Annotated in this window: 17 protein-coding genes; 6 read left to right on the forward strand and 11 right to left on the reverse strand. The window is 66.5% G+C overall.

All coding sequences use genetic code 11. The annotated features are described in order from the left end of the window. Positions 1-17: 17 nt before the first annotated feature. The 8 genes from AC1DF3_RS01410 to AC1DF3_RS01445 form a co-directional block, all read right to left on the reverse strand. On the reverse strand, positions 18-2,123 hold the full coding sequence (locus tag AC1DF3_RS01410; RefSeq protein ID WP_301812792.1) for a 3-hydroxyacyl-CoA dehydrogenase NAD-binding domain-containing protein: 2,106 nt from the start codon (positions 2,121-2,123) through the stop codon (positions 18-20). Positions 2,124-2,301: 178 nt separating this feature from the next. After that, a complete protein-coding gene (locus AC1DF3_RS01415) occupies positions 2,302-2,997 on the reverse strand; it encodes an ABC transporter ATP-binding protein (RefSeq protein ID WP_286531928.1) in 696 nt (231 codons plus the stop codon). 1 nt (position 2,998) lies between these two features. Next, positions 2,999-3,769, reverse strand: a complete 771-nt coding sequence (locus tag AC1DF3_RS01420; RefSeq protein ID WP_286527626.1) for an ABC transporter ATP-binding protein — start codon at positions 3,767-3,769, stop codon at positions 2,999-3,001. Further along, entirely contained in the window at positions 3,766-5,064 is a 1,299-nt protein-coding gene (locus tag AC1DF3_RS01425; RefSeq protein ID WP_478138640.1) for a branched-chain amino acid ABC transporter permease, read from the reverse strand. The genes AC1DF3_RS01420 and AC1DF3_RS01425 overlap by 4 nt, the downstream gene beginning before the upstream one ends. A gap of 4 nt (positions 5,065-5,068) precedes the next feature. Next, complete coding sequence (locus AC1DF3_RS01430) at positions 5,069-6,022, reverse strand: branched-chain amino acid ABC transporter permease (protein WP_286527628.1); 954 nt, start codon at positions 6,020-6,022, stop codon at positions 5,069-5,071. Between the two features lie 80 nt (positions 6,023-6,102). Then, positions 6,103-7,341, reverse strand: a complete 1,239-nt coding sequence (locus AC1DF3_RS01435) for a branched-chain amino acid ABC transporter substrate-binding protein (RefSeq protein WP_286531930.1) — start codon at positions 7,339-7,341, stop codon at positions 6,103-6,105. A gap of 166 nt (positions 7,342-7,507) precedes the next feature. Then, positions 7,508-9,151 (reverse strand): 3-(methylthio)propionyl-CoA ligase, encoded by a 1,644-nt coding sequence (locus AC1DF3_RS01440; RefSeq protein WP_286527630.1) that lies wholly within the window; start codon positions 9,149-9,151, stop codon positions 7,508-7,510. A 159-nt stretch (positions 9,152-9,310) separates the two neighbouring features. Next, positions 9,311-11,113, reverse strand: a complete 1,803-nt coding sequence (locus tag AC1DF3_RS01445; protein ID WP_478138641.1) for a carboxylesterase/lipase family protein — start codon at positions 11,111-11,113, stop codon at positions 9,311-9,313. Between the two features lie 234 nt (positions 11,114-11,347). On the opposite strand from AC1DF3_RS01445, the gene AC1DF3_RS01450 reads away from it, so the two are divergent. Next, positions 11,348-12,325, forward strand: coding sequence for an AraC family transcriptional regulator (locus AC1DF3_RS01450; protein ID WP_478138712.1), 978 nt, complete (start codon positions 11,348-11,350; stop codon positions 12,323-12,325). 18 nt (positions 12,326-12,343) lie between these two features. Here AC1DF3_RS01450 and mazF read toward each other — a convergent pair whose 3' ends face one another. Both mazF and AC1DF3_RS01460 read right to left on the reverse strand, forming a co-directional pair. Next, positions 12,344-12,682, reverse strand: a complete 339-nt coding sequence (gene mazF / locus AC1DF3_RS01455; protein WP_478138642.1) for an endoribonuclease MazF — start codon at positions 12,680-12,682, stop codon at positions 12,344-12,346. Next, positions 12,682-12,918: an AbrB/MazE/SpoVT family DNA-binding domain-containing protein gene (locus AC1DF3_RS01460; RefSeq protein WP_286531933.1), complete on the reverse strand. Its 237-nt coding sequence runs from the start codon at positions 12,916-12,918 to the stop codon at positions 12,682-12,684. The genes mazF and AC1DF3_RS01460 overlap by 1 nt, the downstream gene beginning before the upstream one ends. A 103-nt stretch (positions 12,919-13,021) precedes the next feature. Between AC1DF3_RS01460 and AC1DF3_RS01465 the strand changes: the two genes are divergently transcribed. Genes AC1DF3_RS01465 through AC1DF3_RS01485 form a run of 5 tightly spaced genes read left to right on the forward strand, consistent with a single transcriptional unit; the run spans position 13,022 to position 16,564 of the window. Next, on the forward strand, positions 13,022-14,503 hold the full coding sequence (locus AC1DF3_RS01465; protein WP_478138643.1) for a protein adenylyltransferase SelO: 1,482 nt from the start codon (positions 13,022-13,024) through the stop codon (positions 14,501-14,503). After that, positions 14,500-14,919 carry a peptide-methionine (R)-S-oxide reductase MsrB gene (gene msrB, locus AC1DF3_RS01470; RefSeq protein ID WP_478138644.1) on the forward strand — a complete coding sequence of 140 codons (420 nt, stop codon included), beginning with the start codon at positions 14,500-14,502 and terminating at the stop codon, positions 14,917-14,919. The genes AC1DF3_RS01465 and msrB overlap by 4 nt, the downstream gene beginning before the upstream one ends. A gap of 8 nt (positions 14,920-14,927) precedes the next feature. Beyond that, a complete protein-coding gene (locus AC1DF3_RS01475; RefSeq protein WP_286531935.1) occupies positions 14,928-15,467 on the forward strand; it encodes a septation protein A in 540 nt (179 codons plus the stop codon). Continuing rightward, entirely contained in the window at positions 15,464-15,727 is a 264-nt protein-coding gene (locus tag AC1DF3_RS01480; RefSeq protein WP_286527636.1) for a BolA family protein, read from the forward strand. Before AC1DF3_RS01475 ends, AC1DF3_RS01480 begins: the two co-directional genes overlap by 4 nt. A gap of 51 nt (positions 15,728-15,778) precedes the next feature. Further along, positions 15,779-16,564 (forward strand): foldase protein PrsA, encoded by a 786-nt coding sequence (locus tag AC1DF3_RS01485; protein ID WP_286531936.1) that lies wholly within the window; start codon positions 15,779-15,781, stop codon positions 16,562-16,564. Positions 16,565-16,639: 75 nt separating this feature from the next. On the opposite strand, the gene ygiD is transcribed toward AC1DF3_RS01485, so the two are convergent. Beyond that, positions 16,640-17,491 carry a 4,5-DOPA-extradiol-dioxygenase gene (gene ygiD, locus AC1DF3_RS01490; protein ID WP_478138713.1) on the reverse strand — a complete coding sequence of 284 codons (852 nt, stop codon included), beginning with the start codon at positions 17,489-17,491 and terminating at the stop codon, positions 16,640-16,642. Positions 17,492-17,524 lie beyond the last annotated feature (33 nt).

Genomic DNA, 17,524 nt, shown 5'->3' on the forward strand with positions numbered 1-17,524 from the left:
GCGGTCGCCTTCCGTCTTCAGCTGAAGTTCTTGCCTTCGGCCACCAGCTTCTGGATCAGCGCGGCCGGCTGCCAGAAGCTCGCGTCGTCGCGCGGATTCTTCGCGAAGCGCTTCATCGACTCGGCCACGTTGAACAGGCCGACCTGCGACGCGTAGTGCATCGGACCGCCGCGCCAGATCGGGAAGCCATAGCCCGTGAGGTAGACCATGTCGATGTCGCCCGACTTCGAGGCGATGCCGTCCTCGAGGATGCGGGCGCCTTCGTTGACCAGCGAATAGACCAGGCGCTGGACGATCTCGTCGTCGGAGATCTTGCGCGGCGTGATGCCGAGCTCCTTGCGGTGGTCCTCGATCATCTTGTTGACCAGCTCGGACGGGATCGCATCGCGCTTGCCGGCCTGGTAGTCGTACCACCCTGCCCCGGTCTTCTGGCCGAAGCGGCCCAGCTCGCAGAGCTTGTCGGCCGTGCGGCTGTACTTCATGTCGGCGATCTCGGTCGCGCGGCGCTTGCGGATGGCCCAGCCGATGTCGTTGCCGGCCAGGTCGCCCATGCGGAACGGGCCCATCGCGAAGCCGAATTTCTCGATCGCGCGGTCGACCTGCTGCGGGGTCGCGCCTTCGTCCAGCAGGAAGCCCGCCTGGCGCGAATACTGCTCGATCATGCGGTTGCCGATGAAGCCGTCACAGACGCCCGAGACCACCGCGGTCTTCTTGATCTTCTTGGCCAGCGACATCACCGTGGCCAGCACGTCCTTGGCGGTCTTCTTGCCGCGCACCACTTCGAGCAGCTTCATCACGTTGGCCGGGCTGAAGAAGTGCATGCCGACCACGTCCTGCGGACGCTTCGTGAAGGCGGCGATCTTGTCGACGTCGAGAGTCGAGGTGTTGGACGCCAGGATGGCACCGGACTTGGCGACGCGGTCGAGTTCCTTGAACACCGCTTCCTTGACGCCGAGTTCCTCGAACACGGCCTCGATGACCAGGTCGACATCCTTCAGGTCGTCATAGCTCAGCGTGGTGCTCAAGAGCGCCATGCGCTGCTCGTACTTGTCCTGCTTGAGCTTGCCCTTCTTGACCTGGGCTTCGTAGTTCTTCTTGATGGTGGCCACGCCGCGGTCGAGCGCTTCCTGCTTCATCTCGAGGATCTTGACCGGGATGCCGGCGTTCAGGAAGTTCATCGAGATGCCGCCGCCCATGGTGCCGGCGCCGATCACGCCGACCGACTTGATGGCGCGCTGTGGCGTGTCCTCGGGCACATCGGGAATGCGCGATGCCGCGCGCTCGGCCATGAACAGGTGGCGCAGCGCCATCGATTCGGGCGTGAACATCAGCGCGGTGAAGAGCCGGCGCTCCTCGGCCATGCCCTGGTCGAACTTCAGCTGGGTCGCGGCCTGCACGGCGTCGACGCACTTGAGCGGCGCCGGGTAGTTCTTGGACATGCCGCCGACCATGTTCTTGGCGAACTGGAAGTAGGCGTCGCCCTGCGGGTGCTTGCACGGCAGGTTGCGCACCAGCGGCAGTGCATCGCCGGTCTTGCCGGCCACGTGCCGGGCGAGTTCGAGCGCTTCGTCGAACAGCGACTCGGCCGATCCCGAGAGCTTGTCGAACAGCTTCTGGCCGGGCATCGACGCCAGCACCTCGCTCTTGACGGCCTCGCCGCTGACGATCATGTTGAGCGCGGTCTCCACGCCCAGCACGCGCGGCAGGCGCTGGGTGCCGCCGGCGCCGGGCAGGAGGCCCAGCTTGACCTCGGGCAGCGCGACGCTGGTGCCGGGTGCCGCAACGCGGTAGTGGCAGCCCAGGGCCAGTTCGAGGCCGCCGCCCATGCAGACCGAATGGATCGCCGCGACGATCGGCTTGGTGGAAGCCTCGAGCGCCAGGATGACGCTCAGCAGGTTGGGCTCCTGCAGCGCCTTGGGCGTGCCGAATTCCTTGATGTCGGCGCCGCCCGAGAAGGCCTTGCCCTCGCCGGTGATGACGATCGCCTTGACGGCCGGGTCGTCGATGGCCTTGGAAAGCCCGTCGGTGATGCCGACCCGGGTCGAGAAGCCGAGGCCATTGACCGGGGGGTTGTTCAGCGTGATCACGGCGACGTCGCCGAGCACTTTGTATTCAGCCGTCATGCTGCGTTCCTTTGGGATGGGAGAGGATCGAAAAAAACGGGTTCGAGGGCCATGGCGCGATCAGACGCCAAGACCCCGCTCACAAAAAGCACGAGTGTTCTTTTTTATCGAATTCTAGGCGTTTCGAGAGACCGGGCAACCATGCCAAGTCGCTGCCGGGACAAGGCGCCGAGGTGGATTAGACCTCCAGCCATTCCTTCCGGGTAGTGGCATCGGCCCTGAGGCTGTCGGGCGTGCCGTCGAACACGATGCTGCCGTGCCCCATGACCAGGGCCCGGTCGGAGATCTGCATCGCGATGGTCAGCTTCTGCTCGATCAGCAGCACCGAGATGCCCTTGTCCTTGAGCGTGCGCAGGTACTGGCCGACCAGCTCGACGATCTTCGGCGCCAGGCCCTCGGTCGGCTCGTCGATGATGATCAGGTCGGGGTCGCCCATCAGCGTGCGGCACAGGGTCAGCATCTGCTGCTCGCCGCCCGACAGCACGCCGGCCTCGGTGTGCTGGCGCTCCTTGAGCCGCGGGAACATGCCGTACATGTCGTCGAACGACCAGCGGCTGCCGCGGCCGTTGCCCTTCTGGCCCAGCAGCAGGTTCTGGTGCACCGTGAGCTTGGGAAAGATGTCGCGGTTCTCGGGCACGTAGCCGATGCCCATGTGCGCCACCTCGTAGGCCTTCTTGCGCAGGATGTCCTTGTCCTTCCAGCGCAGCGTGCCTTCGGCATGGACCAGGCCCATGATCGCCTTGGCGGTGGTCGAGCGGCCCGAGCCATTGCGGCCCAGCAGCGCGACGATCTCGCCGGGACCGACGTCGAACGAAACACCATGCAACACATGGCTCTTGCCGTAATAGGCGTGGATGTCTTGGAGTTTCAGCATGTCAGTGTCCTCCGCCCTGCGCATCGGCCACCGAGGAACCCAGGTAGGCCTCCTGCACGCGCGCATTGGCGCGCACCGCGGCCGGGGTGTCGAAGGCGATCACCTCGCCGTAGACCACCACCGCGATCTTGTCGGCCAGGCCGAACACCACCCCCATGTCGTGCTCCACGGTGAGCAGCGTCTTGCCGACCGTCACCTGCTTGATCAGCGCGATGAAGTGCGAGGTCTCGGTCTTGCTCATGCCGGCGGTCGGCTCGTCGAGCAGGATGACATTGGCGCCGCCGGCGATCGTGACGCCGATCTCCAGCGCCCGCTGCTCGGCATAGGTGAGGTTGACGGCCTGCACGTCGCGCTTGCGGTCGAGGCCGACCTGGTGGATCAGTTCCTCGGTCCGCGCGTTGGCATCGTGCAGGTTCGACAGGAAGCGCAGGAAGCTGTAGCGGTAGCCCAGGCTCCACAGCACCCCGCAGCGCAGGTTTTCGAAGACGCTGAGCTTCGGAAAGATGTTGGTGATCTGGAAGCTGCGCGACAGGCCCAGCCGATTGATCTCGAACGGCTTCTTGCCATCGATGCGCTGGCCGTCGAGCAGCACCTCGCCGCTGCTGGGCGCGAGCCGGCCGCTGATCAGGTTGAACAGGGTCGACTTGCCGGCGCCGTTCGGGCCGATGATGGCGATCCGCTCACCGGCCTCCACGGCCAGGTCGACGCCGCGGATGATCTCGGTCTTGCCGAAGTTCTTGCGCAGCGACTTGAGTTCCAGGGCGTGGGTCATGCGAGCTCCCTCCGCTTGATCTCGGCCTCGATCTGCTCCTGGGCGGTGCCCCAGGCCCGCACGAAGCGCCGCCGCGCGAACTCGAGCGCGATGAGCCCGATGACCAGGATCAGCGACGCGCCGAGCCAGCTGGCCACGCCGGAGGTGTCGAGCGAAACGCCCATGAACGGGAGGTTCGGCCCCAGGGCCGAATTGAGCTGGATGTGATAGATCATCTCGATGAGGGCGGCGGCGCCGATCACCACCGGGATGATCGCCACCAGCAGGCCGCCGTAAAGCGGCCAGAACTGCTTGAACTTGCCGAACTTGGCCACGCGAAGATTCATCATCACCAGGCTGGCGATGCCGCCCGGCGCGAACATCACCATGAAGACGAAGACCAGCCCGAAATAGAGCTGCCAGGCCTTGGAGAGCTCCGACAGCAGCACCGCGGCGAAGACCAGCAGCACCGCGCCGATGATCGGCCCGAAGAAGAAGATCGCGCCGCCCAGGAAGGTGAACAGCAGGTAGCTGCCCGAGCGCAGCGCGTTGAGGCTGTCGGCCGCGTTGACGATCTCGAAGTTGATCGCCGCCAGCCCGCCGCCAACGCCGGCGAAGAAGCCGGCGATGATGAAGGCGAAGTAGCGCACCCGCTGGGTGTTGTAGCCGATGAACTCGACCCGCTCCGGGTTGTCGCGCACCGCGTTCAGGATGCGGCCCAGCGGCGTGCCGGTGAAGGCGTACATCAGCGCGGTGCAGATGAAGCAATAGACGGCGATCAGGTAGTAGACCTGGATCTGCGGCCCGAAGGTCAGGCCGAAGAAGGGCCGGCCGTAGACGCGGTCGGTGGTGATGCCGCCCTCGCCGCCGAAGAAGCCCGGGAACATCAGCGCCATGGACGCCACCAGCTCGCCGATGCCCAGCGTGATCATCGCGAAGGTGGTGCCCGACTTCTTGGTCGTGACGAAGCCCAGGATGATCGCGAAGAACATGCCCGCCAGCCCCCCCACCACGGGGATCAGCACCAGCGGGATCGGCAAGGCGCCCTTGCTCGCGAGGTTCATCGCATGGATCGCGATGAAGGAGCCGAGCCCGACATAGACCGCATGCCCGAAGCTCAGCATGCCGCCCTGCCCGAGCAGGATGTTGTAGCTCAGGCAGATGATGATGAGGTAGCCCATCTGCGAGAGCATCGTCAGCGCCAGACTGGTCTTGAAGACCATCGGCGCGACGATCAGGACGATCGCGAACAGCGACCAGATGAAGAAGCGCCCGAGGTTCAGGGGCTTGAAGCGGTAGTACTGCGTATTCGTCATCGGATCAGTCTTCGCGCGTGCCGAGCAGGCCCTTGGGCCTGAAGATCAGGATCAGGACCAGGAACAGATAGGGCAGGATCGGCGCCACCTGCGAGATGGTGAGCTTGAGCAATGGGTAGCCGAAGGTGCTTTCGGTCACCGCCACGCCCAGCGCCTGCAGGCCGCCGGCCATCGACTGGTCCATCGCCACCGCGAAGGTCTGGACGATGCCGATCAGGAGCGACGCCAGGAAGGCACCAGCCAACGAGCCGAGGCCCCCGACCACCACCACCACGAAGATGATCGAGCCCACCGACGCGGCCATGGCCGGCTCGGTGACATAGGTGTTGCCGCCCACCACGCCGGCCAGCCCGGCCAGCGCGGCGCCGCCGCCGAACACCAGCATGAAGACGCGCGGCACGTTGTGGCCGAGCGCCTCGACCATTTCAGGATGCTTGAGCGCAGCCTGGATCACGAGGCCGATGCGGGTGCGCGTGAGCAGCAGCCACACCGACAGCAGCATCAGCAAGGCGACCAGCATGATGAAGGAGCGCGACTTCGGGAACTGGGTGCCGTAGATCGTGAACAGCGGGCCCTGCAGCTGGCTCGGCAGCGCATAGGGGACGGTGGATCGGCCCCAGACCAGCTGCACCACCTCGAGGATCAGGAACGAGAGACCGAAGGTCACCAGCAATTCGGGCACATGGCCGAATTTGTGGACCCGCCGCAGGCTGTAGCGCTCGAAGCCGGCGCCGAGCGCCCCGACGAGCAGCGGCGCGATGAACAGCGCCGGCCAGAAGCCGATGATGCCGGACAGCGTGTAGGCCACGTAGGCCCCCAGCATGTAGAAACTGGTGTGCGCGAAATTGAGCACGCCCATCATGCTGAAGATCAGCGTCAGGCCAGAGCTCAGCATGAACAACAGCAAGCCGTAGCTCACGCCGTTGAGCAGCGAGATGACGAAAAATTCGACGTTCATCGGTCCTCGGGGTCACGTGGAAAAGAAAAAAGGCCCGAGTGTTGAAGTCGGGCCTCGACCGGTCAGCGCGAAGTCATGCCTCAGGGGCTGGGCCGCTTCATTTCGCAGGTGGTCGGCGTGCTGGCCACGTAGGGCTCGTAGTACTTGACCGGCACGAAGGTGTAGCCGGTGTTCTCGGCGTCGATCGGGAACTTGCCGCCCGCCTTCTCCCACTTGGCCACGTACAGGCCCTGCTGGAGCTGGTGGTCGGCCTTGCGCATCTCGACCTCGCCGTTGAAGCTCTTGAAGCGCATGCCCTCGAGCGCCGCGGCCACTTTGACCGGGTCGGTCGACTTGGCCTTGACGAAGCCGTCGACCAGCATCTGCAGCGAGGTGTAGGCGGCCGAGGTGTAGAGATCTTCCTTGAACTTCTTGTTGAAGTCGACGGACAGGCGCTGGATCTCGCCGCCCATGTTGTAGTGTCCGTAGCCGACCTGGAACACCTTGCCGTCCGAAGCCGCGCCCATGGCGGTCGGCGTGCCGCTGACCGTGCCATAGTAGGTATAGAACTTGACGTTGTTGAGCCCGGCGTCGTTGGCCGCCTTGATCAGCAGCGACAGGTCGGAACCCCAGTTGCCGGTGATCACGGTGTCGGCGCCCGAGGCCTTGATCTTGGCGATGTACGGCGCGAAGTCGCGCACCTGCGCGAGCGGATGCAGGTCTTCGCCGACGATCTGGACGTCGGGCCGCTTGCGCGCCAGATTCTCCTTGGCGTACTTGGCCACCTGCACGCCGTGCGAGTAGTTCTGGTTGAGCAGGTAGACCTTCTTGACATCCGGCTGGTCCTTCATGAAGGTGGTCAGCGCTTCCATCTTCATGGAGGTGTCGGCATCGAGCCGGAAGTGCCAGTAGCTGCACTTGCTGTTGGTCAGGTCGGGATCGACCGCCGCGTAGTTCAGGTACAGCACTTCCTTGCCCGGGTTGCGGGCGTTGTTCTTCTCGAGCGCGTCGATGATCGCGAGCGCGGCGCCGGAGCCGTTGCCCTGCACCACGTAGCGCGCACCCTGGTCCATGGCCGAGCGCAGGGCGCTGGTGGTTTCCTGCGGGCTCAGCTTGTTGTCGATGCCGATGATCTCGAACTTGACCCCGGCCGCGTTCTTCTTGTTGAACTCGTCGGCCAGGAACTGGAAGGTCTTGAGCTGGTTGGTGCCGACGGCGGCCATCAGGCCGGACAGCGGATCGAGCCAGGCGATCTTCACGGTCTCGCCCTTCTGGGCGAAGGCGCCGGTGGCACTCGCGACGAGGATGGCGGCGGTGGCGATCTTCAGGGTGAATTTCATTTCTTGTCTCCTAGTTCAGGCTGTCAGGGCTGGGCGAGATTACAAGTCTTTGGGGACCCGCCCGTCAGGGAATGCCCGTAAGGACGAGGCTGCCGGGGCGGTTTCTATCACCCATGCGACAGCCCCGTTCGGGCTGGTGCTACTCGGCGGTAGGATGGGCTCGTTTTCAGACCCCCGGCAGCTTGTAGTCGCGCAGCAATTCGCGCAGCTTGGTCTTGAGGATCTTTCCGGTGGCACCGATCGGAATCGCCTCCACGAACACCACGTCGTCGGGGATCTGCCACTTGGCGGTCTTGCCCTGGTAGAAGGCGAGCAGTTCGTCGCGCGAGACTTCGCCGCCCGGCTTTTTCACCACCGCCACGATCGGCCGCTCGTCCCACTTGGGATGGAACACGCCGATGCAGGCCGCCATCGCGATCGCCGGGTGCGCCACCGCGATGTTCTCGATGTCGATCGAGCTGATCCATTCGCCGCCCGACTTGATCACGTCCTTGCTGCGGTCGGTGATCTGCAGGAAGCCGTCGGCATCGATGGTGGCGACGTCGCCGGTCGGGAACCAGCCGCGGCCCTCGGCGTCGGTGTCCAGAGGGTTGCCGCCCTCCCCCTTGAAGTATTCCTTGACCACCCACGGACCCTTGACGAGCAGGTCGCCGTAGGCCTTGCCGTCCCAGGGCAGCTCCTCGCCGTTGCCGTCGACGATCTTCATGTCGACGCCGAAGATCGCGCGGCCCTGCTTCATGCGGATCGCGGTCTGCTGCTCGGGGCTCTGCGCCAGGTGCTTGTTCTTGAGCGTGCAGAGGGTGCCGAGCGGCGACATCTCGGTCATGCCCCAGGCGTGCAGCACGTCGACCCCGTAGAGCTCCTGGAAGGCGTGGATCATGGCCGGCGGACAGGCGGAGCCGCCGATCACGGTGCGCTTCAGGCTCGAGAACTTCAGGCCGTTGGCCTGCAGGTGGCCCAGCAGCATCTGCCAGACGGTCGGCACGCCGGCCGCGAATGTCACCTTCTCGGCCTCGATCAGGTCATAGACCGACTTGCCGTCCAGCGCCGGGCCGGGGAACACCACCTTGGCGCCGACCAGGGCCGCCGAATACGGGATGCCCCAGGCGTTGACGTGGAACATCGGCACCACCGGCAGCACCGAATCGCGCGCCGAGATGCACATCACGTCGGGCAGCGCGGCGGCGTAGGCGTGCAGCAGGGTCGAGCGGTGGCTGTAGAGCGCGGCCTTCGGGTTGCCCGTGGTGCCGCTCGTGTAGCACATGCTCGACGCCGAGTTCTCGTCGAAGCTGGGCCACGGATAGACATCGGAGCGCTGGCCCATCCAGGCTTCGTAGCTCACCAGGTTCGGCACGCCCGTGTCGGCCGGCAGCTTGTCGGCATCACACAGCGCAATCCATTTCCGGATCGTGGTGCACTTGGCGTGGACCGCCTGCACCAGCGGCAGGAACGACAGGTCGAAGCACAGGATCTGGTCTTCGGCGTGGTTCGCGATCCAGGCGATCTGGTCGGGATGCAGCCGCGGGTTGATGGTGTGCAGCACGCGGCCGGAGCCGCTCACGCCGTAGTAGAGCTCGAGGTGGCGGTAGCCGTTCCAGGCCAGCGTGGCGACCCGGTCGCTGAAGAGCAGCTGCTCGTCCTCGAGCGCGTTGGCGACCTGCCGCGAACGCGCGGCGACCTGGCGCCATGTCGTCCGGTGGATGTCGCCCTCGACCCGCCGCGAGACGATTTCGGCGTCGCCATGGTGGCGCTCGGCGAACTCGATCAGCGACGAGATCAGCAACGGTTGGTCCTGCATCAAACCCAGCATCTATCAGCTCCTTGCGTAAGTATTCTTGGTAATTCTGAGAGGAAAGCCAATGTAACCACCGGCGTCCCGCTGGTCCCGAGAATCCTTCAAATCCGTGTTGCAGTGCAATGCCAGAAACCCGCAGTCGGGTCCCCGAGGAGACCGGCTGCGAACGGCCGGCTATTGGGTCGAGATGCTGGCCGCGCCGGGGGTGGCGTCGAGCAGCAGCCGCGAGGGCCACGGCGTCCAGGTCGTGCCCAGTGCCGCGCTGTTCGGGTCGCCGCTGCGCATGAAGGCGGCGATGCTGCCCATCATGGCGTTGGACAGCGCCTCCCTGCCCGGCCGGTTGGCGGCGCTGAAGCTCGCGTTGGAGAACAGCGACGGCCCGAAATTGCCGAACACGAAGCCCAGGTCGAAGGCATGCGCCGCGCCGTAGACCTCGTTCCAGGGCGGCGGCAGCTGGGCCCAGTCGAACTGGTAGTGCCACAGGTCCGACTGCTGCGTCTTCAGGGTGTTCAGCAGGTTGTCGCGGCTCGGCACCATGAAGGCGTTGGTGATGCGTGCGGTCATCGCGTCGTAGCCCGTGACCGGCGTCGTCACCGGCAGGTAGGCCGGGTCGATGATGTCGGCTGAATTCAGCGTGGTGGCAGCGTCCGGGTTGAAGTTCTGCATCATCGTGAAGCGCGTCGCATCGTCGATCTTGAGGCCGGGCTTGGGGCCGCCGACCAGCGGCAGGAAGGGCGTGAAGAGCTTGCCCTCGTCGCGCGTGACGCCGACCACGGTCGGCACCTTCAGGTACCGCCCGGCGGCCATCGCCGCGATCGGGTCGGTCGGCAGGACCGTGCCGTCCGGGATCGGGCCCGAGCCGGTCAGGCCCTTGGCGAGCACGATGCCGAGGATCGTCCTGGCGTCCTTGGCGCGCAGGTAGTCGGCGACGTCGGCCGGGCTCATCCCGGCGGCGTAGGTCGCGGCAGCAGCCAGGTCGGCCGCCTTGCCATCCGCCACCAGCAGGTTCAGCAGCAGGCCATTGCCCTGTGCGAGGTAGGTCGACGCCGGGTTCAAGGTCGGCAGGCTGCCGGGCGGCAGGTTGGTCGCCAGCGAGATGCCGCCCGACAGCGGCATCGCCTTGTGGAACAGTCCCTTGGCCATCGGCGACGCCATCAGGGCCAGCAGGTTGATCGCGCCGGCCGACTGCCCCATCACCGTGACGTTGCTGGCGTCGCCGCCGAAGCCGGCGATGTTCTTCTGGACGTAGCGCAACGCCGCCAGGTTGTCGAGCAACGCGAAATTGCCCGAATCGTCGCCTTCGGTGCCGCCCACGTGCAGTTGCGGCAGGTTCAGGAAGCCGAGCACGCCCAGGCGGTAGTTGGCCGTGACGATCACCGCGTTGGCCTTCTTCGCCAGATTGCCGCCGTCGTAGACCGGGTCGGCCGTGTAGCCCGAGATGTTGCTGCCGCCGTGGATGAAGAGCAGCACCGGCAGCTTCTCGTCGGTGCTAGCCGGACGCCAGATGTTGAGCGTCAGGCAATCCTCGCTGCCGACCGGGGTGTTCAAGGTGGTGGCGATCGTGGCGTCGTAGGTGTTGTTGGCGCCGGGGCCGTAAAGGCGGCCGTTCTGCAGGCAGGGGTTGCCGAACTGCTTGGCCGGTCGGATGCCAACCCAGGCTTCGGGCTCGGCCGGGGCCCGCCAGCGCAGCGCGCCGACCGGCGGCCGGGCAAACGGCAGGCCCTTCCAGGACCAGGTGCCCGAGTGGGCGCTGTCGTCGACCCCTTCGACCTTGCCCTGGGCGGTGGTGCGCACCGTGGGGGCTTCGGCGGGCGGTGTCGCGGGAACGGTGGTCGAGGTCGTCGGCGTCATGGTCGGGGTGGTGGCCGCCGCGGGCGGCGGAACGCTGAAAGTGGGATCGGACGATCCGCCGCAAGCGGCGATCATGGCGCACAGTAGCACCAATCCCGCGCCCCATTTCCGGCTTGTCGTGGTCATGTCTTGTCTCCTCGTCGGGTTATCCGGAATGCGCGCGGCCGGGACCGGCCGCGATACTTCTGGGCTTCTTCGCGAGCCCCGAAAAATTCTAGGAACGACCCGCCCCATGCCTGCTATCGCAAGCGCGCCAAACCAGTGACTTCAGAGACGCGAGCATCGGAATCAGTGCGACCTGCGCCCCCCGCGGCCCCGCTGCGCACCAGTTCGGGCGCCTGGCTGCGAGGCGTGCTCGACATGTTCGCGGCCGAAGGGCTCGATGTGCCGTCCCTGCTGCGCGACTGCGGCTTCGACGCCACCGGGCTCGAACGGCCCGAGGCCCGCTTTCCGGCCGACGACATCAGCCAGCTGTGGCAGTTGGCCGTGGCCCGCTCCGGCAAGGCCACGCTGGGCCTTTCGCGCGAACTGGCCGCCCGCCACGGCAATCTCGACACGCTGGGTCACGCGATGACCTGCAGCCCGCATCTGCACGCCGGCCTGGAACGCCTGGCACGCTACCTGGCGGTGGTCTCGGACGCCGCCACCTTCGAGCTCGAGCCCGAGGCACGCGGCCACTGGCTGGTGCTCGGCCACGTCGGCAGCCGTCGGCCGGTGCCGCGCCAGCGCGTCGAGTACGGGATGCTGACCATGCTGGTGCTGTGCGGCTGGCTGACTCGGCGCGAGCTGCGGCCGCTGGCGGTCGAGTTCGTGTACCCGGCACCGCCGAGCGACGCGCCGCACCGGGCCGCCTTCGGCTGCGCGATCCGCTTCGGCGCCGCCGCCAACCGGCTGCTGCTGGCCGATGCCGACATGCGCGCGGCGATCCCTTCGCAGCACCCGGCACTGGCGGCGCTGCACGAGCGCCTGCTCGACGAGCAGCTGATCACCCTGGCCGACAGCACGATCAGCCGGCGGGTCTGCGCCGAGATCGCGCGCCGGCTGCCCGCGGGCGAGCCGCGCCGGCAGGATGTGGCCGCCGGGCTCGGCGTCACCGAGCGCACCCTGCAGCGCCGGCTGCAGGCCGAATCGAGTTCCTACCAGGCGCTGCTCGACCAGACCCGGCGTGAGTTGGCCCAGCAGTACCTGGCCGACCGGCGCCATACGCTGACCGATGTGGCCGACCTGCTCGGCTTCGTCGACAGCAGCAACTTTTTCAGGGCGTGCAAGCGCTGGTTCGGGCTGCCGCCGGCGCAGTACCGGGCGCGATGTGTCGATGGCGGCATGGTGCGCACCTGAGCGCAGCGCGTTGGCACCTCAGGGCTTTCCGACCAGCGCCAGGATCCTGGCCCTGACATCCGACAGCTCCCCCGTTGAAACCTGCCCCTTCCGAGTCGCCCGGCGAACTTTCCAATCCAGGCTTTTGACCTGGTCTGAGAGAACCGCGGTCGCCCGGCTGCCGGCGATCGGGACCTCGAAGGGATAGCCCTTGATCTGCGTCGTCATGGGGCAGCACAGCATCAGGCCGGTCTTGCCGTTGTAGGCGGCCGGGCTCAGTACCAGCGCAGCCCTGTGGCCCGACTGCTCGTGCCCGGCCTGCGGATCGAACTGCAGCCACACGATGTCCCCGGCTTCGGGAACGTAGCGGCTCGCCATCACCATTCCTTGCCCACGACCGGACCGAACTCGGCCTCGCCGTGCAGGTTCTCGGGCGTGATGGCGGCAAGCAGTTCCGCCAGGTCGACCGCATGGCGCACCGGCTCGATCACGATCCGTCCGCCTTCGTCACGCACATCGACTGTCTGATCGAGTTGCAGATTGAGCGACTTCATCACGGACGCCGGAAGGCGGACCGAGGCGCTGTTGCCCCATTTCTTGATGACCACGTGCATGACACCTCCATGTATCGACAATGTAGATACTTTAACTGACTTCGTGTGCCCCGGGATGGCCTCACCCGTCCGGGGTCTCGCCCGCTGCAGGACAATCGCCCTCATGAGCATGCTTGCAGACGAAGCGGACCTGGTCGACCTGGGTCTGCGCTGGGCCCCGGGCTTTTCGGCGCTGGGCCCCGCCTTCTTCACCGAACTCCAGCCCCGTCCCCTGCCCGATCCCTACTGGGTCGGCGCCAGCGCCCGCGTGGCAGGCGATCTCGGCCTGGACCCGTCCTGGCTGCAATCCGACGAAGGCCTGGCCGCCTTTGTCGGCAATTCGCCAGTCGCCGGCACCCGCCCGTTCGCCAGCGTCTACAGCGGCCATCAGTTCGGCGTCTGGGCCGGACAGCTCGGCGATGGCCGAGCGATCTTCCTGGGTGAAACCGCCGGGGGGCTCGAGGTGCAACTCAAGGGCGCCGGCCCGACGCCCTACTCCCGCATGGGCGACGGCCGGGCGGTGCTGCGCTCCAGCATCCGCGAATTCCTCTGCAGCGAGGCCATGCACGGCCTGGGCATCCCGACCACGCGGGCCTTGTGCGTGACCGGCTCCGACGCCCGGGTACGCCGCGAAGAACTCGAAACCGCCGCCGTCGTGACGCGGGTCGCACCCAGCTTCATCCGCTTCGGCCACTTCGAGCATTTCGCCGCCAACCAGCGCGAAGACGAACTGCGCGCCCTGGCCGACTACGTGATCGACCGCTACTACCCGGAGTGCCGCGTCAGCCCCAGCTTCGGCGGCAACCCCTATGCCGCACTGCTCGAGGCGGTCAGCGAACGCACCGCCGCCCTGCTGGCCCAATGGCAGGCGGTCGGCTTCTGTCACGGCGTGATGAACACCGACAACATGAGCATCCTCGGGCTCACGATCGACTACGGGCCGTTCCAGTTCCTGGACGGCTTCGACCCACGCCACATCTGCAACCACAGCGACACCTCCGGCCGCTACGCCTTCAACCAGCAGCCCAACGTCGCCTACTGGAACCTGTTCTGCCTGGCCCAGGCGCTGCTCCCCTTGATCGGCGACCAGGAGGTGGCGGTCGCCGCGCTGGAGTCGTACAAGACCGTGTTCCCGCGCGAGTTCGAGGCCCGGATGCGGGCCAAGCTGGGCCTCGCCGAGGCCGCCGAGGGCGACCGCGCCTTGATCGAAGGCGTGCTGAAACTGCTGGCCCAGGAAAAGGTCGACTACACGATCTTCTGGCGCCGGCTCTCCCATGGCGTGGCCAGCGGCGATGTCGAGCCGGTGCGCGACCTGTTTGTCGACCGGCCCGGTTTCGATGCCTGGCTGCAGACCTATGCCGGGCGCCGTGCCGGCACGCCGGCCGCGGACACCGCCGCCCGGATGCTGCGCAGCAATCCGAAATTCGTCCTGCGGAACCACTTGGGCCAGCAGGCGATCGAAGCCGCCGGGCAAAAGGATTTCTCCGGCGTCGCCACCTTGCTGCGCCTGCTCGAATCCCCATTTGACGAACATGCCGGCCACGACTCTTTCGCCGGCTTCCCGCCCGACTGGGCCTCCACGATCGAAATCAGCTGCTCATCATGACTTCACCCGTCCAGAAAACCGATGCCGAATGGAAGGCCCTGCTGGCCGAGAAAGGCGCCGAGCGCGGCGCCTTCGAGGTCACGCGGCACGCCGCCACCGAGCGCCCCTTCACCGGCAAGTACGAAGCCCATTGGGACGACGGTACCTACCATTGCATCTGCTGCGGCGCCAAGCTGTTCGAGTCGGCCACCAAATTCGACGCCGGCTGCGGCTGGCCCAGCTTCTCGCAGGAGGCCGTGCCCGGCGCGATCCGCAACATCGTCGACCGCTCGCACGGCATGGTGCGCACCGAGAACGTCTGCGCCAACTGCGGCGCCCACCTGGGCCACGTGTTTCCCGACGGCCCGACCGAGACCGGCCTGCGCTACTGCATGAATTCGGCCTCGCTCGAGTTCAAGGATCGCGAAACCGACTGATCCCGAACATGAAACTCATCCTCGACTTCTTCCCGATCCTGCTGTTCTTCGGCGCCTTCAAGTTCTACGACATCTACACCGCGACCGGCGTGCTGATGGCCGCCACCGCGCTGCAGATGGCGATCATCTGGTTGATGGAACGCCGGCTGCAGCCCATGCAGAAGGCGACGCTGGTGCTGATCCTGCTGTTCGGCTCGCTCACGCTGGCGCTGCACGACGACCGCTTCATCAAGTGGAAGCCGACCGTGCTGTACGGCGCCATGGCGATCGCGCTGGCGGTCGCGCTGTGGGGCTTCAAGAAGAACTTCCTGAAGATGCTGCTGGGCGGGCAACTCGAGCTTCCGACCCCGATCTGGGGCAAGCTCAATGTCGCCTGGATCGCCTATTGCGTCTTCATGGCGGTCCTCAACGGCTACGTCGCGGCCTACTTCACGACCGAGGCCTGGGTCAACTTCAAGCTCTGGGGCTACGTCTTCCCGATCGTGTTCCTGGTCGCGCAGGGGATCTACATCTCGCCGCACCTCAAATCGGACAAGCCCGCAGCATGAGCCTCCCGACCGCCAGCGACCTCGAAGCGCGGCTGCGCGAAACGCTGCAGCCCACGGCACTCGAAGTGATCGACGAAAGCGCCGCCCACGCCGGCCATGCGGGCGCCGGCGCCGAAGGCTACGGCACGCATTTCCGGGTCCGCATCGCCTCCCCTCTGTTCGCCGGCAAGCCCCGCGTGGCGCGCCATCGGCTTGTGTATGATGCGCTGCAACTTTTCATCGCACAGGGCCTCCACGCGCTTGCCATCGAGACGCTCTAGGGCGTCGTTCACATCACCCGCACGGTCGTGCGGCGACAACCCCCTCCCCTTATGAAGAAAAACATCCTCAAGGCCGTCGCGCTCGCCACCCTGGTCGGCGCCATTCCGTTCGCCGCCCTGGCGCAGAACGCCGCCATCGTGAACGGCAAGGCCGTGCCGAAGGCGCGCATGGACGTGCTGGCCCAGCAACTCGCGGCCGCCGGCCGCCCGGTCACGCCCGAGATGCAGGGCCAGTTGCGCGAGGAAGTCGTCGCGCGCGAGGTCTTCATGCAAGAAGCCCAGAAGCAAGGCCTCGACGGCACCGACGACTACAAGAACCAGCTCGAGCTCGCGCGTCAGGCGATCCTGATCCGCCAGCTGTTCGAGAACTACCGCAAGAACAACCCGGTGACCGACGCCGACGTCCAGGCCGAGTACGACAAGTTCGTCGCCGCCAACAGCGGCAAGGAATACAAGGCGCGCCACATCCTGGTCGAGACCGAGGACCAGGCCAACAAGATCCTGGCCGACCTCAAGAAGGGCGCCAAGTTCGAGGACATCGCCAAGAAGCAGAGCAAGGACCCGGGCTCGGGCGCCAACGGCGGCGACCTCGACTGGGCAGCGCCCGCGAGCTTCGTGCCCGAATTCTCGGAAGCCATGATCAAGCTCAAGAAGGGCGAGACCACGGCGGCACCGGTCAAGTCGCAGTTCGGCTACCACATCATCCGCGTCGACGACATCCGCCAGGCGCAGCTGCCGAAGCTCGAAGAGGTCAAGCCGCAGGTCGTGCAGCAGCTGCAGCAGCAGCGGCTGCAGAAGTACCAGGAAGACCTGCGGGCCAAGGCCAAGGTCGAGTAATTGCTGCGGGCCCGGCGAGGCCGGTTCCGCCGCATTTCCCAAAAAGGGCCGGGCTTTCGCCGGCCCTTTTTGCTTTCAGCCCCAGACCACCGAACGCATCGAGATCGATGCCGACTGGAAGTCGGCGTTGAAGAAGCGCGGCGCTTCCTTGCCATCGACCGCACCGGCGGCGTACAGCAGCGGCAGGTAGTGATCGTGCGTGGGATGGGCCTGCGCCGCGATCGGGCCGAGGCTCTTGAAGTGCGGCAGCGCGGCGAGCTCGCCGTTCCTGATCTGCTCTCCGACGATGCGGTCGAACTCGATCGCCCAGTCGTAGGCCTGGCCTGGGCTGGCGTCGCGGCGCGTGGCGCCCAGGTTGTGCACGATGTTGCCGCTGCCGACGATCAGCACGCCACGCTCGCGCAGCGCCCGCAGTTGCTGGCCGAGCTGGTAGTGCTGGGCCGGCGGGCGGCTGTAGTCCATGCTGAGCTGCACAACGGGGATGTCGGCGCTCGGGAACATGGGCTTGAGCACCGACCAGGTGCCGTGGTCGAAGCCCCACTCGGCCTCGTCCAGGCCCAGCGCGGCGCCGCTGAGCGGCTGGCGCACGCCCTGCGCGATCTGCGCTGCCGCTTCGGGTGCGCCGGGCGCAGGGTACTGCTGGTCGAACAGCTCCTGGGGAAAGCCGCCGAAGTCATGAATGGTCTTGGGCCTGGCCATGCCGGTAAGGAACCAGCCTCCCCGCGTCAGCCAGTGCGCGGAGACGCACAGGATGAGCTGCGGCTTCGGGTAGCGGGCGCCGAACTCGGCGCCGAGCGCCTGCCAGCTCCTTCGATAGGCGTTGTCGCCGATGGCGTTCATCGGACTGCCGTGGCCGACGAAGAGCAGCGGCATGCGCGGCGATTTCTTCAGCGCGCCGAAGGCTTCGGCCGCGCCGGACAAGGGCATCCTTCCGAGCAGCGCGCCGCCCATCACGGCGCT

This window comes from Variovorax sp. 10N432 (genome assembly GCF_056394465.1).

What these genes read in the sequence shown, in the direction of transcription:
- AC1DF3_RS01415 (WP_286531928.1), bottom strand. Translation starts at nt 2,997, where the DNA reads ATGCTGAAACTCCAAGACATCCACGCCTATTACGGCAAGAGCCATGTG.
- AC1DF3_RS01420 (WP_286527626.1), bottom strand. Translation starts at nt 3,769, where the DNA reads ATGACCCACGCCCTGGAACTCAAGTCGCTGCGCAAGAACTTCGGCAAG.
- AC1DF3_RS01465 (WP_478138643.1), top strand. Translation starts at nt 13,022, where the DNA reads ATGAGCATGCTTGCAGACGAAGCGGACCTGGTCGACCTGGGTCTGCGC.
- AC1DF3_RS01480 (WP_286527636.1), top strand. Translation starts at nt 15,464, where the DNA reads ATGAGCCTCCCGACCGCCAGCGACCTCGAAGCGCGGCTGCGCGAAACG.
- AC1DF3_RS01485 (WP_286531936.1), top strand. Translation starts at nt 15,779, where the DNA reads ATGAAGAAAAACATCCTCAAGGCCGTCGCGCTCGCCACCCTGGTCGGC.
- msrB (WP_478138644.1), top strand. Translation starts at nt 14,500, where the DNA reads ATGACTTCACCCGTCCAGAAAACCGATGCCGAATGGAAGGCCCTGCTG.
- AC1DF3_RS01425 (WP_478138640.1), bottom strand. Translation starts at nt 5,064, where the DNA reads ATGACGAATACGCAGTACTACCGCTTCAAGCCCCTGAACCTCGGGCGC.
- AC1DF3_RS01435 (WP_286531930.1), bottom strand. Translation starts at nt 7,341, where the DNA reads ATGAAATTCACCCTGAAGATCGCCACCGCCGCCATCCTCGTCGCGAGT.
- AC1DF3_RS01430 (WP_286527628.1), bottom strand. Translation starts at nt 6,022, where the DNA reads ATGAACGTCGAATTTTTCGTCATCTCGCTGCTCAACGGCGTGAGCTAC.
- AC1DF3_RS01410 (WP_301812792.1), bottom strand. Translation starts at nt 2,123, where the DNA reads ATGACGGCTGAATACAAAGTGCTCGGCGACGTCGCCGTGATCACGCTG.
- AC1DF3_RS01475 (WP_286531935.1), top strand. Translation starts at nt 14,928, where the DNA reads ATGAAACTCATCCTCGACTTCTTCCCGATCCTGCTGTTCTTCGGCGCC.
- AC1DF3_RS01440 (WP_286527630.1), bottom strand. Translation starts at nt 9,151, where the DNA reads ATGCTGGGTTTGATGCAGGACCAACCGTTGCTGATCTCGTCGCTGATC.
- ygiD (WP_478138713.1), bottom strand. Translation starts at nt 17,491, where the DNA reads ATGCCCTTGTCCGGCGCGGCCGAAGCCTTCGGCGCGCTGAAGAAATCG.
- mazF (WP_478138642.1), bottom strand. Translation starts at nt 12,682, where the DNA reads ATGGCGAGCCGCTACGTTCCCGAAGCCGGGGACATCGTGTGGCTGCAG.
- AC1DF3_RS01460 (WP_286531933.1), bottom strand. Translation starts at nt 12,918, where the DNA reads ATGCACGTGGTCATCAAGAAATGGGGCAACAGCGCCTCGGTCCGCCTT.
- AC1DF3_RS01450 (WP_478138712.1), top strand. Translation starts at nt 11,348, where the DNA reads ATGTTCGCGGCCGAAGGGCTCGATGTGCCGTCCCTGCTGCGCGACTGC.
- AC1DF3_RS01445 (WP_478138641.1), bottom strand. Translation starts at nt 11,113, where the DNA reads ATGACCACGACAAGCCGGAAATGGGGCGCGGGATTGGTGCTACTGTGC.